The sequence below is a fragment of the Bacillus sp. AF62 genome (assembly GCF_050312695.1).
Lineage (GTDB): Bacteria > Bacillota > Bacilli > Bacillales > Bacillaceae_G > Bacillus_A > Bacillus_A cereus.
Genome location: NZ_JBNPJZ010000066.1, coordinates 1 through 17,618 on the forward strand (window position 1 = coordinate 1; position 17,618 = coordinate 17,618).

Here is a 17,618-nt window from a genome sequence, read left to right on the forward strand (position 1 = left end):
ACTTGTATAATTATGTATCATAGAAAATATCCTTTTTTGTACAGATTATACCATAGATTCTAAACAGGTTCTTAGGTGATTCATTCTTGAAAGAACCAGGTCAAGAGTATGCGGAGAGTAATGATGGAGGTAAGACTTGGAACTATATGTGTAGCGGGCTAAAGCATCATTACGCATATCAAATGGCAGTTAACCCAAATGATCCAGAAAATATTATTATCGCGACATCTTCAAATCCACGCGTAGCGCATGATTACAATAATGGAAATTGTGAATCATTTATTTATAAGAAAGAAAAAAATCAGTCTTGGGCAGAAATGAATGCAGGTTTACCAACTCCTAAAGGGACAATCATACCAGTATTAAAGGCAACAAGTGATGGAACGTTTTATCTGTTTAGCAATAAAGGAGTGTATCAGTCAGTAGACGGTGGTTCAAATTGGACATCATTAGAGATTCCTTGGGAGAATAGATTTATGGAACAACATCCATATGAGATGTTAATTATTAAATAAGTGACGGGTATATTTTTTACTACTATTCATTGGTAATGTTTAGTTGAATGTAAATTAAAAATGTAAAAAGCCAGGTAATGTGTTATTCATGCTACCTGGCTTTTTTGACCATCAATTTAAGGTTATTTTCATATTTGTGTAAATATGAAACAAGCAGGATACATGAATAGAGAATGGGTAAAATAATACCGAATGATCACTAGATTGTATCAATGATGCTATAAGAGTTTTTTTAGGTGAACTGAAGCAAGAAGCAGTGATTTAGATTCAGAGTGACTAGCAATTGGTGTTAGGGAGTTCAATGGTTCAAAAATGAACTCATTTCAACTCATATTCTCTTCGCAATGTATCATTTTGAAGAATATTAAAACTTAGGAGGAAATGAATTATGACAAAAGATTTCTATACTGCACTGAAAGAAAGACGTACTTACTATGGAATTAACAAAGAGGTACAAGTATCGGATGAAAAAATTAAAGAAATCGTGGAGTTTGCTGTGAAATATACTCCATCAGCTTTCAATTCTCAAACTGCGCGATTAGTTGTATTATTTGGTGAAGCTCATGATAAATTATGGGATATTACAACTGAAACATTAAGAAAAGTAGTTGGAGATGGAGATTTCTCAGGCACGCAACAAAAAATGGATTCTTTTAAAGCTGGTTATGGAACAGTACTATTCTTTGAAGATGAGGCTATCGTTAAATCGCTTCAAGAAAAATTTGCTGCATATGCTGAAAACTTCCCAATTTGGTCACACCAAGCATCAGGTATGCACCAATTAGTCGTGTGGACAGGTTTAGAAGCAGAGGGATTAGGGGCATCTTTACAACATTATAATCCATTAATTGATGATGAAGTAAAAACAGAATGGAATGTTCCTGCTAATTGGAAACTGATTGCGCAAATGCCATTTGGTAATCCAACGGCTGCACCAGGAGAAAAAGAATTCCAACCACTTGAAGAGCGTGTGAAATTTCATAAGTAACATTCAAATGTAATAAAGTGAAGCTTTAATTAGTAGTGGTCTTACTGTTCGCAAATAGCGGAGGAAGCTAACTGTATTGTGAAAAAAACTGTTTCGTCAAAAAAGTTTATTCGTTCTGTTAAAAACACTATTTTAATCTTTAAAGGAACAAGGTGATCGTTTTGATCACCTTGTTTCATTTCTTAAATTTTATTTTATTCATTCAAAAACGCTAGCTTTTCATAAATGTTTGAAAAACTAGCGTTTTAATTATAGATATTTGTAATTTGATTACTTAAAACTATATACGAAAAAGCTTTTATGCTATTCCTCAAGTTTTACCCATTCCTGTGACCACTCTTCTATTCCACGAATAATGGATTCTAAAGCAAATCCTTTTTGAGTTAAAGAATATTCTATACGAACTGGTGTCTCAGGAAAGACTTTACGTTCGACAATTCCTTCTAGTTCTAATTCTTTCAATCTTTCTGAAAGTAATCTTCCGCTAACAGGAAGAGAAGATTCAAGCGTACAAAAGCGCTGAGATCCAGAAAAAAGTTGGTAAATAATTAGTGCTGTCCATCGTTGGCTAAAAAATTTCATTCCTTTTTCAAAGCGAGGGCATAATGTAGAATCATTCATTTTCCTTCACCTCCTAAAATAAATTATATAACATCTTACTATTAGTAACAAATGTTTTTATAATTAATTACTTGACGTAAATTAATTACGTATGTATACTAACTTACATAAAGTAACTAAGTTGTTTTATGTAACTAAAACTCTTTTCTTTAAATGGCCAAAGTTGTAATGATACATATTGCATATAAGCTGAGAGAAAAAAGAATAGCATCTGTAAAAACACTTACGTTGTGTAAGTTAAACAATAAAAAATATAACAATGGAAGAGAATTTTTAGAGATTCTCAATACTAGGAGGTACCTAATGGTTACAACAGATACAATTCATATGTTAGAAGATAAAATTCAATTTATACATCAAGATGGAAAGGATATTTATTTAGTAGGACCTATCAAATTGCCAATTAATTTATATGGGGAGACTAAAGTTTTTCAATGGTATTCTTGGTTGCAATGTAGTGAGGTTACAAATAGTGTAGAAGGAATTATTGAAAAGCTTTCATCTATTAATTTAGCTGATATGCAGCAATCTAGTGTGCTTGTGTATGGTGATTTTGAGAATTCTGAAGATGCCCTAATTCGTATGCATAGTATTTGTCACACGGGTGATATCTTTGGTAGTAAACGTTGTGATTGTGGATTTCAATTAAAGCAGTCTTTACAAATGATTACAGAACATGGTTCAGGTGCTTTATTTTACTTAGCGAATCATGAAGGAAGAGGAATTGGTTTGTTTAGTAAAGCTATGACGTACCTCTTGCAAGAAAATGGGTTAGATACAGTAGAAGCTAATCTGAACCTAGGCTTTGAAGATGATGTTCGAAACTATGATGATACAATTGAAGTATTAAAAGCGCTACGCTCAAAACCTGTAAAACTTATTACAAATAATCCGAAAAAATTAGAAGCGTTACAAAAAGCTGGATTAAATGTTACGAGTCGTGAACCGTTATGGGGTGATATCTCAGAGTTTAATGAGAAATATTTGCAAACGAAGATTCAGCGTTCTGGACATTTTGAAGGGGGACACTTACATGCTTGAGCATGAATTGTATATGAAGCTAGCACTAGAAAATGCCAAGGCTATGAAGGGACAAACGACTCCAAATCCATTGGTTGGATCTGTAATTGTAAATGATAATCGAATTGTAGGGGTCGGAGCACATATGAAGGCCGGAGAACCACATGCCGAAATACATGCGATACGTATGGCTGGAGAACAGGCACGTGGTGCTACAATCTATGTAACTCTTGAACCTTGTTCTCATTATGGTAGAACAGGGCCTTGTGCTGAAGCAATTGTACAAGCAGGAATTAAGAAGGTAGTAGTTGCTACACTTGATCCAAACCCGCTTGTTTCTGGACGTGGAATTAAAATTCTACAAGATGCAGGTATTGAAGTACTTGTAGGAGTGTGTGAAGAAGAATCTAAAAAAATGAATGAAGTCTTTAATAAATATATTTTGACAAAGCGTCCATTTGTAACGATTAAATCAGGAGTTACATTAGACGGGAAAATCGCTACGTCTTCATCGGATAGTAAGTGGATTACATCTACAGAAGCAAGACAAGAAGTACACCAAATACGAAACGAAAATGCGGCTATTTTAGTAGGAGCGAATACTGTTCAAAAGGATAATCCATCATTGACAACGCGTATTCCAAATGGACGAAATCCACTTCGAATAATATTGGACTCGACATTACGCATACCGATGGAAGCTAACGTTGTTACAGATGGAGAAGCTCCTACCTGGATATTTACAACAAGTAATCATGCAGCGAAAAAAAAGAAAGCATTAGAAAATGCAGGAGTTAAAGTATTTGTTACTAGCGGAGAAAAGCATATAAACTTACATGAAATGCTTGATGTTTTAGGGCAAAAAGGAGTTTCCTCCCTGCTTATTGAAGGTGGTGGAGAGGTAAATGCTTCGTTTATTGAAAATAAATTGATGGATAAACTTATATTATATGTCGCACCAAAAATTATTGGGGGCAGATTGGCGCCTAGCTTTGTAGGGGGGACTGGTATTACTAAAATGCAAGATGCAATTGAATTTAAGGATATATCATTTACCCAGGTTGGAAAAGATTATAGATTTATTGGCTATCCAGAATATCGGAAAATATAAGGAGAATAAAAGCTACTTATATTTTCCGATAAATGGATTGCAGAAAGGAGCGATGAAGAGTGAAGTTTGGATTTGATATCGATGATACATTAATTGATTTAAGGCAGCATGCTTTTCATTTATATAATAAGAAATTAAACAAAAAAGTAGGATTGGATGTATTTCATTCTTTAAAAACAATTGAAATTCATGAAGCATTTGGCATGAATTCGGAGGAAGGCAGTCATATGTGGAATAGTTTGCTGGATGAGATTTATTATACTTCTTGTTCACCGTTTCCATATGCAGTAGAGACATTACAAGAATTAGAAAGACAGGGACATGAAATATACTATATAACAGCTCGGCCTAAAGAGCATGGAGAGCAAACAAAAAAATGGTTAATAGAAAAAGGTTTTCCGGTACATGAAGATCGCTTTTTCTATGGAATGAAAGATGAAGAAAAAATACACTTCATACAAGAAATGAAATTAAACTATTTCTTTGATGATAAGCCAGCTGTCTTAGAAACGTTAATAGGAAAGCCAATAAAAGTGTATGCAAAAACTACTTCTTACAATCAACATCTCAATATCCCGCGTATTACAAGTTGGACAGAGTTAGGAGATATTATAAAGAAAGAAATGTGAGGATTTAACTGGCAAATCAAATAGAGCTAAGAGTATATTGAGTGTTACAATTTTAGAGGAAAGACATAGGTGTTATGTCTTTCCTTATTTTTTAATACTATCGTTTTTATTAGTGCGATGTGCTAGGAGTACTTCTAATAGAGAGAAAATAGAAAAATGAGCAATAAGAAAAATATTTTTAAGCTAGTCTTGTATAGCAGTGTAATTTATATATCAATGATGGGTTCCCCTGGTGCCACAATATTTTTGGATATTTTGGATGAGAAGTTTAAGAATTAATAGGGTGTGTTCATAATCATGAATTTTTGGAAAACCAAAATTACAATGTTAGGTTATTTTGAATCAGTAGTGGATGATATGCAAAATTGCATATCACAAAATAAACATCGTAATTTTTGGATTCTTGGTATAAAATACATTACTTAAACTATATATTAGAATGGAGAAAGTGAATTGGAATTATTAAGAAACAGTAAGGTTGGTACAAAACTAAACATATTAATAACTATATCAAGTATTGCATGTATAGTATTATCCCTAATAGGGTTTTGGGGATTAGAAAGAGGGAAAAGTACTTCCTCTAATATGTATGAGGATAATTTACTACCAATTGAGTGGATTGGTATTGTAGAATCTAATTTTTATCATGTTAATATGAACTTTATGGAAATTATGGTATCAAAAGATGAAAAAAGAATGAATGAATTAATAAGAGAAATGGACGGAATTCGTCAGGAAAATGATCATCTTTTAAAGCAGTTTGAGGCTAAAGTTATTTCTACTAAAGAAAAAGAATTATATAACACGTTTTATGAAACATTTAATGAATTAAGAACTCAAATGAAGAAAGCGCAAGAATTAGGGAAATCTAATAATGAGGAAGCATATGCATATTACCTAAAAGAGATTGAACCTAATATGCAAAAATCAATAAAATCAATTCGGGAATTGATTTTATATAATAGTAATAATGCAGAGCTTTTACAGAAGGAAAATAATAATAGTGCTCAAAATACAATGATAATGTTTATAAGTATTTCGCTTTTAGCAATTTTGATAATTATATTAACTGGATATGTTATTAAATTAACTATCCGAAAACCACTTGTGTTACTACAAAATGATATGGAAAAAGTAGCAGCTGGAGATTTAACAACACGTACTCCTTATAAAGCAAATAATGAATTAGGGCATATTGTTCAGTCTTTTAATAGTATGTTAGATAACCTTCAACAATTAATTGCGAATGTTAAGATGACAACACAAGAGGTTATTTCTACTACGGAGGGCGTATTACAAGATACAAATCGAGCGTCTAGTATTTCAAATGAGGTTGTACAGACTGTTTTAGAAGTAAAAACAAAAATAGAAGGACAGGTAACTAGTATTCAGGAGAGCTCATCCTCAATGGAAGAAATTACAACAGGGGTGCAAACTGTAGCTGAATCTTCAGCAGTAGTCGCTGAGGTAGCAGTAACAACTACAGAACGAATAAATATCGGTAGTGAAGTGATAAATCACTCTATTCTTCAAATGAATAGTGTGCATGATGTTGTTGAGGAAACATCAAAAGTAATAAATAAACTTGTTACACGTACACAACAGATTGATACAGCTCTCGCTGCAATTACTAATATTGCCGAACAAACGAATCTTCTTGCCTTAAATGCCGCTATTGAAGCGGCACGTGCTGGAGAGAATGGGAAAGGATTTGCAGTGGTTGCCGCAGAAGTTCGAGACTTGGCTGAGCAATCTAAAGAATCTGCAAAAGAAGTTAATCATTTAATAAAATCCATTCAAAAAGATACCAAAGATACAGTTAATGTCATGCAAAAAGGACAACAAAAGGCAGTAGAAGGAAAAGAAGCTGCTTACAAAGCGAATCAAACCTTCTTGTCTATTATGAGAGATATTGATAAGATTACAAGTCAAATTCAAGAAGTATCCGCAGCGACAGAAGAGATGTCTGCTGGTACAGAAGAAGTAAATGCTTCTCTTTCGCTAGTTTCTGAAACTGCAACGGATGTGAAAAAGGAGACGCTTCAAACAGTAAATTCAATTCAATCACAGGCCGTATCAATTGAACAAATATCAATCCAATCCAACAAAATGAAAGAAAAGGTGGAAGAATTAACGGAACTGGTTTCAAAATTTAATATTACAGAACAAAAAGGATGAGTAAATCATAAAAGTTTACGTATGGCTATCAGCCTAAAAATAATTGATTTTTCGCGATTAAAAAGATTTTAGTAATTAATTCAATCACAAGTATAAAAACATGAAGACTTAAGGGTCTTCGTGTTTTTTTATTGAATAATGTATGAAAAAAATATTGATCATTATACGATATTTTGGAAGTTATCACAAAATATTCATATATGCAAAATTACATACATTAAATGATTGATAATCATGAATTAATGTAACTATAATAATTACACTTATAAATAACTTACTGGCCATAATTATAAGTGAGGAAGGAGGAATTTGTTTTATTGTATTTTGTATATAAAAAAATAGAAAAGGAGATATGCAAATGAAAAGATTACTTGTTATAGGCATCATGTATACAATGTTTTTCCTCATAGGAAATATACATTTACATGCTGATGAACGAACAAATGTAAAAGAAATTACTAGTTTAGAAGAGCCTACTTGGATATTTCAGGCGGGCATAAGTAAGGGTAAATATCACGATCGACAAGATTTAGGATTTATTTTGCAGAGAAATACACCATTAAAGGTAAGACAAACGAATCCTAATTTTAAAGACAAATTAACATTACGTTTATTGTCTAATGACTCTAAAAATGAAAAATCCATACAAGTAGGAAATGAATGGATTACCATTCAAGGTGATACGCCTTTAGTTCCTTTCATAGATACTCCGTATGGTGAAGAGCACGCTGTACTTGAGTACCAAGTAGGGAATGAAAGTGCTACTAAACCTCTTCCCATTTATAAACAACAAGGAAGTGTATCTCAATTTTTTAGCACATGGGATCAATTTGATGGAGAGTATGCATTAATTCAAGGGAAGAGTTTTCAATTATTTGTACCTAAAAAAGATAAAGAGTTAGTAAGATCTTTAAAAGATTTTCAATCGTTAGATGAGTTAATTGCGTATTATGAAGATATTTTTGCGATGTATGATTCAATTATTGGTTTAGATGGCTCAACTGTTGAAAATAGAAAAAGTCAAAATCGTTATTTCTTAAAAGCAGATATATCCGGTGCTGGCGGTGCCTATTATGGTACAAATTGGACAGCGAATAGTTCAGATAGTACAAAAATGTGGTTAGATAAACTGAGTTGGGGAACTTTACATGAAATCGCTCACGGATACCAAGCTGGTTTTGATAATCAAGGAATATTTACAGGAGAAGTTTCTAATAATCTATTCGGTGTTCAATATCAATATAGCAAATATGGAAAAAAAGCAGATCAAGTTGGTTGGTTGTTTAATTTCGGGAAAAAGGAACAGGTAGAACGGAATTTATATAATGCTTTAATGAAAGAAAATAAAACTTATGATGATTTAGATTTACGACAAAAACTTATTCTTTTAACGATGGCGAAACAAAAAGCTGGCGATGAAGCTTTTGCAAAAATGTATCAAGGTTATCGAAAACTAGCTAGCAATGCTGCTTTCAAAAAAGGTGACCATTCTTTACCAGATTTAATGAATCAGTATTATAGTGAGAATGGACAAGTTGATTTTACACCTGTTTTTGAAAGATGGGGCTTTAAGCTTAATCATAAACAAATAGAGATGAATAGGGCGAAAGGTTTTCCGGCTGTTACTTCTTTAGCTTTTATAGTGCCTGAATCACAATTAGCGAAAGCAAGAGCTATAGTTGATCCGGATATTCCGATAAACTCCAATTTCGAAATAGTTACGAATCAGCAAATTGCTCCACTTGGACTAAAAGGGAATTTGCATATCCATTTAAAAACAAATGAAATAGATACATTGAAAGGAGGAAAAATTAAATTAAAAGAAGGGAATACAGTTGTTCAAGAGAAAACAATTGAAACAACAGATATCAATTTACAAGACGTACCAAATGGAGTTTATACAGTTGAGATTTCAGGTGGGAAAACGGATAGTATGTACCATTTTAGTTCGTATTATGCCTATGTAAAAGAAAAAGATAATAGTCTAACGATTGATGTTAACGAGATGAAAGTGAGTAAGTTGGTAAATCAAACGATTCAATTCCTAGGATTAGGAGATGACCAGTTTGCCGAATTAAATACAGACTTAGAGCAAAAGCAAGCTGTTTTTACAGTTACTACTAAAACTCCTCATAGCTATTATACAGATGAAAAATACGCATCAATAGAGGTGTTTAATGATAAGGGAGAAAAAATTTATACGAAGGAAATGGAAGGAACAAATGTAACGATAGTAAACGATAGCATTTCACTAAAAGAAGGATATAGAATTAAAATCTATCATGATGAAATAAAAAAACGATTAACTAGTAAAGCTACTATTATTAATCCCATGAATAAAACGAATGAATTTATAATGACAAAATGGGGATTGAAAAATACTTATTTGAAAAATAATCCAGAAGAAAATCTTATGCAAAGAATTGATGAAGAAATGGAAGAAATTATAGGTAATCAAGTTTTAAAAGAGATACCAATGCAAAAATTAGAAATGAAAAAGAATGTGTGGATGGCTATAAATATGTTATCAGAACCACAAAAAATAACGTATATAAATAAATATAAAGATAGCTTATATAATGAGTAATTTTTGAGAAATGAAATGAATCTAAAAGTAAAGACGCAATCTATCTATATTATGAGGAATCACAATTCATAAACAGTAGATAAACATAGATAGTTTGAAATACCTATGTTTCCAATTCTGAAAAACATTTATTTAACTTAATAATAAGATTGTAAAGGAGTAAGAATATGAAGAATTTCGTAAAGGTAGGTTTAACTACAGGAGTGGTGTTATCGGCGATTATGCCCTATGGAGGAGTACATGCGGCAACAGAAGATTTAAAAGTGGAAACAAAGGAGGATACGTTCCGAACAGGTAATTTAACAGCACCTTCTCAAAAATCAGCAGAAAATGTAGCAAAGGATGCACTAAAAGGAAAAACAGAACAAGCATTATCATCAAAGCAAGTTAATACGGAATCCAAAGTTAATTATAATGTTACGCAAAGTCGTAAATCTTATGATGGTACTACATTGGTACGTCTTCAACAAACGTATGAAGGACGTGATGTATACGGATATCAACTAACAGCACATATTAATGATGATGGTGTACTTACGAGCGTTTCGGGGGATAGTGCCCAAGATCTACAACAACAGGAAGATTTGAAACAACCTATTACTTTATCAGAAGAGGATGCAAAGAAACAGCTTTTCAACATCTATGGAAATGATCTTACATTTATTGAAGAACCAGAAATTAAACAAGTGGTATATGTAGATGAAAATACAAATAAAGCTACAAACGCATATCAAATTACTTTTAGTGCATCTACACCTGAATATGTATCTGGTACAGTATTAATTGATGCTTTTGGTGGTAATCTATTAAAAGAACTCGTTCAAAAATTGGGTATACAAGTAGATAGTAGTATTGTCCAATCTGCGACAGCAAATAAATCACAAGATCCTTCAAAATTAACAGGTACAGGAAAAGATGACTTAGGTATTAATCGTACGTTTGGAATTACGCAGCGAAGTGATGGAACGTACATGCTTGCAGATTATTCTCGTGGTAAGGGAATTGAAACATATACTGCTAATTATAAAGATTATAATAATTATAGAAGAAATGTATGGGGGTATCTCGATGATTTAGTAACAAGTAATTCTACAAATTTTACTGATCCTAAAGCAGTTAGTGCCCATTATTTAGCAACGAAAGTATATGATTTTTATCAAGAAAAATATGGCCGTAACAGCTTTGATAATAATGGGCAAAAAGTAATTTCTGTCGTTCATGGTTGGAACACAAATGGTACGAATAAAGGAAATCCTAAGCAGTGGTTTAATGCATTTAGTAATGGAGCTATGTTAGTATACGGAGATCCAATTGTTAGAGCATTTGATGTGGCAGGACATGAATTTACACACGCGGTTACAAGAAATGAGTCTGGACTTGAGTATGCAGGAGAAGCTGGTGCAATTAATGAGGCTCTATCTGATATTTTAGGAGTAGCAGTTGAAAAGTATGCCAATAACGGAAAGTTCAATTGGACAATGGGAGAACAATCAGGTCGTATTTTTAGAGATATGAAAAACCCATCATCTATCTCTTCTAGATATCCGGAGGACTATAGACATTATAATAACTTACCTATTGATGCTGACCACGATCATGGTGGTGTACACACGAACTCTAGCATTATTAATAAAGTAGCTTACTTGATTGCTAGTGGTGGAAGCCATAATGGAGTAAATGTACATGGCATTGGAGAAGATAAAATGTTTGATATTTTCTATTATGCAAATACGGATGAATTAAATATGACTTCTGATTTTAAAGAATTAAAAGAAGCTTGTATTCGTGTAGCAACGAACTTATATGGTAAAGACTCATTAGAAGTACAAGCTGTCCAACAAGCCCTTAAAGCAGCTTATATTTAATATTATTGTGATGAATTATAAACTCTTTTATTTTAATATAGTGATTAATTTGTATGTATAGACAAAAACCTTGTAGAATTTTTCTTCAAGGTTTTTTTAAATGTTATCCCGCTATTTGCCGGGAAGTAAGATCCCGCCTCAAAATTCAGCGGAAGCAAAGAAGTTAGGTGGGGGTCGGGCTGATTAAAGTTTCACTTTATGTTATATGGTTTTTAGTTAATTAGGATAAAAAATAATCCTATAACTGTATGTAAGAATGTGTAATTTTACACTCTTTTTTATGATAGAAAAGGATACTACTTTAGTAAATATAAAAAGTTAGAAATTATAGTATATAGGGCACTTTTTTGTTCCTATGGAACTTTAAAGTGCGTAATTTTCTTTCTAGTTAATATAGATCATAATGGTATTTACTGGTTGGTTTTAGCTTTACTCTGTTGTTGATGTGATTTTTTAACATGACAATGATTAGAATCAGGATTATCGATTAGATCTAAATGATGATAATTTCGATTTTTAATTCAGTACAGAGTCCAATAGCTACATAATTTTCGTTTATCCCGCTATTTGCCGGGCAGTAAGACCCCCACCTCAAAATTCAGCGGAAGCAAAGAAGTTAGGTGGGGGATGAAAAAAAACCACTGATTAAAGTTTCACTTTATACTCTTTCGAAAAAAGGGTGGATCTGCTTATTTTTTGTTAAAGATAAGAGAAGTGAACCACAATATAAACGTAATTATTTATTCCAACGTAAGTCAATCATTTAGCACATGAATTTGGAGGGATTTACATGCATATGCAATTAAAAGGAAAAACAGCACTGGTTACTGGATCTACGGCAGGGATTGGAAAAGCAATTGCCACTTCATTAGTAGAGGAAGGAGCTACTGTACTTATTAATGGACGCCGTGAAGAAAATGTTAATCAAACGATAAAAGAAATTCGAGCGCAGTATCCTGATGCTATCCTTCAACCCGTAGTAGCTGATTTAGGAACAGAACAAGGGTGCCAAAATGTGATTGAAAAGTACCCTGAAGTAGACATTCTTATTAACAACTTAGGAATTTTTGAACCTGTAGAATATTTTGATATCCCTGATGAAGATTGGTTTAAATTGTTTGAAGTCAATATTATGAGTGGTGTTCGACTTACTCGCTCATATTTGAAAAAAATGATTGAAAGAAAAGAAGGAAGAGTCATCTTTATTGCTAGCGAAGCAGCTATTATGCCATCTCAAGAAATGGCTCATTATAGTGCGACTAAAACGATGCAACTCTCACTTTCTCGTAGTTTAGCTGAGCTGACGACAGGAACGAATGTGACTGTTAATACTATAATGCCTGGTTCGACTTTAACGGAAGGAGTTGAGACTATGCTAAATAGTCTTTATCCTAATGAGCAATTGACAATAGAAGAAGCTGAGAAGCGATTTATGAAAGAGAATCGACCAACCTCTATTATTCAAAGACTTATTCGACCAGAAGAAATTGCCCAGCTTGTCACTTTCTTAAGTAGCCCACTTTCCTCAGCGATTAATGGTTCCGCGTTGCGAATAGACGGGGGATTAGTACGTAGTATATTCTAATAAAAAAAGCAAATTGCGATATGAAAACAGCCGAATTTTTCTACTATAAGAAAAATTCGGCTGTTATTTTTTACTTGTTGTAAAGGAGGAAAAGCGTTTAGCGTTGTGGCATCTCTCATGTTAAATTGGTAATTAAGAAAAAGGTATGCTCCATTTGAAGCATACCTTTTTAGTTTGCAATTTTATTTATCTGTATTTAGCTCGTCTTGATTATCAAATTTCTCTAAAACCTTTAATAAAATAGTTAAGATAATTGTGGATACGATTGCAATAATTAAAATGCCATGAGGTGATAGTTGAACCGAGGTTAATGCAACTTTAGCTATGCCAAAATATCCTACATAAGTAGCTAAGAATGATGTAACCACTGAAATCGTAAATCCTAAAAATCCTAATTCATCTAGTTTCTTTTCAGGTAATCCACATAAACTTAAAATCTTAGTAAAAATAGCAGCTACTATGAATAACTCAATGGACAGAATAAATAATGACATGACTCCAGAATATACAATTTCATCTGGCATCCATTTCCCTAATGCTAGCATTAGAAGAGCAGGAAGGAAGAGTGGTAAAAATAGTCCTAAAATCATGACTACGATTTCCATTTTATTTGGTGCTTCATTATTATTTTGATTGCTCATAAATCCTCCTAAATAGTAATATGAATGATAGTCTCATGAAGAGTTCAACATATACTATCACATTAAATTATTGAATTTAATATTATTTTTTATTCAGAAAATGGGGTGCAATTGAGGTCCTCAAAATATGGGTTATTTTCGTATTTAAACTGTAAGAAATTATATAGTTGGATTCAGCTGGGGTTTTCAAGGATTAGATAGTTTAACAGTAAATTTTAGATATGTAGGTACTTATGGAAGAGGGACAGTAATTTGAAGTTTTCGTAATTCAGATATATCAATAACTTTTCTGTTGGATATGTATGTAGCATACATGTAGAGGGAATTAAAAACTATAATAAATAAAGTTGCATAAATTGACCTTTACGCAACTTTATTGTTCTTCCAACGATTACTGGCAGCATGAAATTTGATAAATGATGTTAGCAATAAAGGAAGCTTATTTATTCTGTTACTTTCTAGCAACGAGCAATCATTATTTTTATCGAACTATAGTTACCAAACGTTTTTTAACACTATTTTTCCTATTGCTTTATTCGACTCCAAATATTCATGTGCTTGTGCAACTTCATCAAACGTAAAAGATTTAGAATCTAGCAATGGACGAAGTTTTCCTTCTTCTACAATTTGCGTTATTTTCGTTAAGATTTCTCCGCAATCATTACGCTTATCTGTATGTAATATTTTTAACGCCATAAAAGTAACGTGCAGAGAGAGTCCTTTTGCGTGTAAAGGAGAGAGGTCATGGGTTGAACGAGCTGCAATTGTTACGACGGTTCCATTGACCGCAGCAGCTTCAAAAGAATGATCGAGATTCTTGCCACCTACTGTATCAAATATAACTTCAAATCCGTTGCCATTCGTATGTTTTTGCACATATTCTTGAACAGATTCTTCTTTATAATTAATGGCTACGTCAGCTCCCAGACGATGAGCTATTTCAATTTTTTTCTGCTGAGAAGCGGTTGTAAAAACTTTAGCGCCTGCCCATTTAGCTAGTTGAATGGCTACGTGTCCTACGCCACCAGTAGCTCCATGAATGAGGACATTTTGACCAGGTTTAATATTTGCACGATCAAATAAAGATTCCCAAGCTGTAATTGCCACTAATGGTAGAGCAGCTGCTTCTTCCATTGTTAAATTGTTAGGTTTGTGAGCAATTAATCGCGCATCAGCAAGCATAAATTCTGCAAGTGCACCACCAGTTTCTTTAAAACCTCCGGCACATCCGTATACTTCATCCCCTGATTTGAATTTCGAAACACCTTCTCCTACTTCAATAACAATACCAGCTACATCGCCGTGTAATATAGCTGGAAACTCAGGAGCGACTGCTGAAACAGCGCCACTACGCATTTTTGTATCGATTGGATTTACACTTGTTGCTTTTACATTGATTAGAACATGACCTGGTAAAAGTTTTGGTTTTGAAACTTCTTCTAATTGAAATACAGATGAATCCCCAAAAGAATGGATAATTTGTGCTTTCATAGTTTATACCTCCTGTTTGTGGTTATAGCATAGCAAAGTACGAAAAATAAGTATAATATTTTGAATTTGGTTAGTGAGAATTTTATATAAAGAAGAGGAAAGTGCATGAAATGAAATAATGTAACGTACTTCTAAAAACTACTGTAAAGTTTTTTGAAGAAAGGGTAGATGTTATTTTTGCAGCATGATTTATTATTACTCACTTAGTATAGGTACTTAAAAGTGCCTACATCACTTTAAAGTACGTACTGTTATTCATGTTATGGCCGATTTATAATAACACTCGTAGCACAAAGAAAGTTATAACGATTACAATCGGCAACAATGTGGTGTTACAGCATTGTCTATGAAATTTGAAAAGAAATATTAAGAGTAAAGAAAAGTATAGATTTATATGAATGAAGGAAAGTGAGTGAAACACATGGAAAAGTTTGCGAATCATTTTGGATATAATCGTATGTTTGCGAAAGATCAACTTACATTAGGAGTTCACATTCCGATTGAAAATTATCAGTTTCATGCTCCAACGATGGAAAAACAAGTAGAGTTGGTACAAAAAGCGGAACAATACGGTTTTACAGGTGTATGGCTTCGCGATGTATTGCTGCAAGACCCTGATTTTGGTGATCCTGCAACAGGTCAAATTTACGATATGATGATTTATTTGACGTATTTAGCAAGCAAGACAGAGAAAATCGCATTTGGAACGTCGGCAACAGTGTTGTCACTTCGTCATCCATTGCGTGTAGCAAAAGAAATTGCTACATTAGATCAACTATTTCCAGAAAGAATTATGCTTGGCGTTTCATCCGGTGACAGACGTGCCGATTTCAAAGCGTTAGGTGTTAGTCATGAAACACGAGGTGAAAAGTTTAGAGAAGCGTTTGCTTACTTGGAAGAAATTTTGTATAAAAACTTCCCGTCTATCCAGTCGACACTAGGAGAAGTTCATGGTGCGAATTTAGTTCCAAAACCGTCTAAACGTGTTCCAACCTTTATTACAGGTTTTAGTCAGCAAAATATGGAATGGTTTGCTGAACATGGAGATGGATGGATGTACTACCCACGTAGTCCGGTGCATCAGGCGGCAGCAATTGGACAATGGAGAGAACTAGTAGAGGATTATCATCCAGATGTATTCAAACCATTTATACAACCGATGCATTTAGACTTATCTGAAGATCCAAATGAACGTCCTACACCGATACGTTTAGGTTACCGTACCGGACGTAAGGCACTAATTGAATTACTTAATATATATAAAAGTATTGGTGTGAATCATTTATTTCTTGCTCTATTTGATGGTCAACGTCCAGCTGACGAAGTATTGGATGAGCTAGGAGAAGAAGTACTACCGCATTTCCCAGTCTTGTAAAGGAGTGAAAAGAATGAAAGCAATAGGACTTATGCAATATGGAGATAAAAGCGTACTACAAGAGATTGAAATGCAGACACCGCTATTGGGAGACAACGATGTACTGATTGAAGTATATGCAGCTGGTGTAAATCCTGTGGATTGGAAAATACGTGAAGGTTTACTTCAAGACGTAATTTCTTATGACTTCCCGCTCGTTTTAGGATGGGATGTTGCAGGTGTAGTTGCTGCTATAGGGCCAAACGTTACAGCATTTAAAGTGGGGGATGAAGTATATAGTCGTCCAGATATTGAACGAAATGGTACTTATGCAGAGTACGTGGCTGTAGATGAGAAGTATGTAGCGAAAAAACCGAGAAATCTATCTTTTGAGGAAGCAGCATCAATCCCTCTAGTAGGTTTGACAAGTTGGCAAAGTTTAGTGAAATTCGCTAATGTTCAAAAGGGTAATAAGGTTTTAATTCATGCTGGATCTGGCGGGATTGGTACGTTTGCTATTCAACTAGCAAAAAGCTTCGGTGCACATGTTGCAACTACGACTAGTACGAAAAACATACAGTTTGTAAAGGAGCTAGGCGCTGATACTGTCATTGATTACAAAACAGAAGATTTTTCTTTGCTTTTGCATAATTACAATATTGTATTTGATGTGTTAGGCGAGGATGTACTAAAGGATAGTTATAAAGTGCTTGCCCCAAATGGAAAGTTAGCGTCTATCTATGGTCCGAAAGGTATGGAAATTCCGCAAACTGAAGTAGCAAGAGAGAAAAATATTCAGAGTGACCATATATTTACTGAACCTAACGGATATGAACTTTCTCTTATTACAGAATTAATTGAGGACGGGAAGATTAAACCTGTTGTAACACATGTGTTGCCTTTACATGTAGAAGGCGTAAAAAAAGCACACCACATAAGTGAATCAGAACGTGCTCTTGGCAAAATTGTATTAAAGAAACATTGGTAAAGTATGAGGATTTAGAGAGAGCGTTGTGCTAAGTAGCGAATGAGC

The 17,618-nt window shown here is 33.6% G+C and carries 13 protein-coding genes and 1 pseudogene; 11 read left to right on the plus strand and 3 right to left on the minus strand.

Going from position 1 to position 17,618, the window contains the following annotated elements:
- Window positions 1-71: 71 nt before the first annotated feature.
- Window positions 72-515, plus strand: a pseudogene (locus tag ACQRBL_RS15505) (WD40/YVTN/BNR-like repeat-containing protein); the annotation flags it as partial.
- Between the two features lie 388 nt (window positions 516-903).
- Window positions 904-1,503 carry a nitroreductase family protein gene (locus tag ACQRBL_RS15510; protein ID WP_000158940.1) on the plus strand — a complete coding sequence of 200 codons (600 nt, stop codon included), beginning with the start codon at window positions 904-906 and terminating at the stop codon, window positions 1,501-1,503.
- 303 nt (window positions 1,504-1,806) lie between these two features.
- Here the strand turns inward: ACQRBL_RS15510 and ACQRBL_RS15515 are convergent, their stop codons facing one another.
- Window positions 1,807-2,124 (minus strand): winged helix-turn-helix transcriptional regulator, encoded by a 318-nt coding sequence (locus ACQRBL_RS15515; protein ID WP_016124968.1) that lies wholly within the window; start codon window positions 2,122-2,124, stop codon window positions 1,807-1,809.
- 303 nt (window positions 2,125-2,427) lie between these two features.
- Between ACQRBL_RS15515 and ACQRBL_RS15520 the strand changes: the two genes are divergently transcribed.
- From ACQRBL_RS15520 to ACQRBL_RS15550, 7 genes are all read left to right on the plus strand, one after another.
- Entirely contained in the window at window positions 2,428-3,165 is a 738-nt protein-coding gene (locus ACQRBL_RS15520; protein WP_023522565.1) for a GTP cyclohydrolase II, read from the plus strand.
- Window positions 3,158-4,255, plus strand: a complete 1,098-nt coding sequence (gene ribD / locus ACQRBL_RS15525) for a bifunctional diaminohydroxyphosphoribosylaminopyrimidine deaminase/5-amino-6-(5-phosphoribosylamino)uracil reductase RibD (protein WP_023522564.1) — start codon at window positions 3,158-3,160, stop codon at window positions 4,253-4,255. The genes ACQRBL_RS15520 and ribD overlap by 8 nt, the downstream gene beginning before the upstream one ends.
- A gap of 59 nt (window positions 4,256-4,314) precedes the next feature.
- Window positions 4,315-4,884: a 5' nucleotidase, NT5C type gene (locus ACQRBL_RS15530; RefSeq protein ID WP_000668221.1), complete on the plus strand. Its 570-nt coding sequence runs from the start codon at window positions 4,315-4,317 to the stop codon at window positions 4,882-4,884.
- Window positions 4,885-5,337: 453 nt separating this feature from the next.
- Window positions 5,338-7,062: a methyl-accepting chemotaxis protein gene (locus ACQRBL_RS15535; protein WP_411995893.1), complete on the plus strand. Its 1,725-nt coding sequence runs from the start codon at window positions 5,338-5,340 to the stop codon at window positions 7,060-7,062.
- Window positions 7,063-7,420: 358 nt separating this feature from the next.
- Entirely contained in the window at window positions 7,421-9,649 is a 2,229-nt protein-coding gene (locus tag ACQRBL_RS15540; protein WP_411995894.1) for a putative mucin/carbohydrate-binding domain-containing protein, read from the plus strand.
- Window positions 9,650-9,816: 167 nt separating this feature from the next.
- A complete protein-coding gene (locus ACQRBL_RS15545) occupies window positions 9,817-11,514 on the plus strand; it encodes a M4 family metallopeptidase (RefSeq protein ID WP_411995895.1) in 1,698 nt (565 codons plus the stop codon).
- 790 nt (window positions 11,515-12,304) lie between these two features.
- Window positions 12,305-13,099, plus strand: coding sequence for an SDR family NAD(P)-dependent oxidoreductase (locus ACQRBL_RS15550; protein WP_411995896.1), 795 nt, complete (start codon window positions 12,305-12,307; stop codon window positions 13,097-13,099).
- Between the two features lie 182 nt (window positions 13,100-13,281).
- Here ACQRBL_RS15550 and ACQRBL_RS15555 read toward each other — a convergent pair whose 3' ends face one another.
- Both ACQRBL_RS15555 and ACQRBL_RS15560 read right to left on the minus strand, forming a co-directional pair.
- Window positions 13,282-13,740, minus strand: coding sequence for a hypothetical protein (locus ACQRBL_RS15555; protein ID WP_023522558.1), 459 nt, complete (start codon window positions 13,738-13,740; stop codon window positions 13,282-13,284).
- 495 nt (window positions 13,741-14,235) lie between these two features.
- On the minus strand, window positions 14,236-15,231 hold the full coding sequence (locus ACQRBL_RS15560; protein ID WP_023522557.1) for a zinc-dependent alcohol dehydrogenase family protein: 996 nt from the start codon (window positions 15,229-15,231) through the stop codon (window positions 14,236-14,238).
- 421 nt (window positions 15,232-15,652) lie between these two features.
- On the opposite strand from ACQRBL_RS15560, the gene ACQRBL_RS15565 reads away from it, so the two are divergent.
- Both ACQRBL_RS15565 and ACQRBL_RS15570 read left to right on the plus strand, forming a co-directional pair.
- A complete protein-coding gene (locus tag ACQRBL_RS15565; RefSeq protein ID WP_023522556.1) occupies window positions 15,653-16,606 on the plus strand; it encodes an LLM class oxidoreductase in 954 nt (317 codons plus the stop codon).
- Between the two features lie 13 nt (window positions 16,607-16,619).
- On the plus strand, window positions 16,620-17,573 hold the full coding sequence (locus ACQRBL_RS15570; RefSeq protein ID WP_023522555.1) for an NADP-dependent oxidoreductase: 954 nt from the start codon (window positions 16,620-16,622) through the stop codon (window positions 17,571-17,573).
- The last annotated feature ends 45 nt before the right edge of the window (window positions 17,574-17,618 follow it).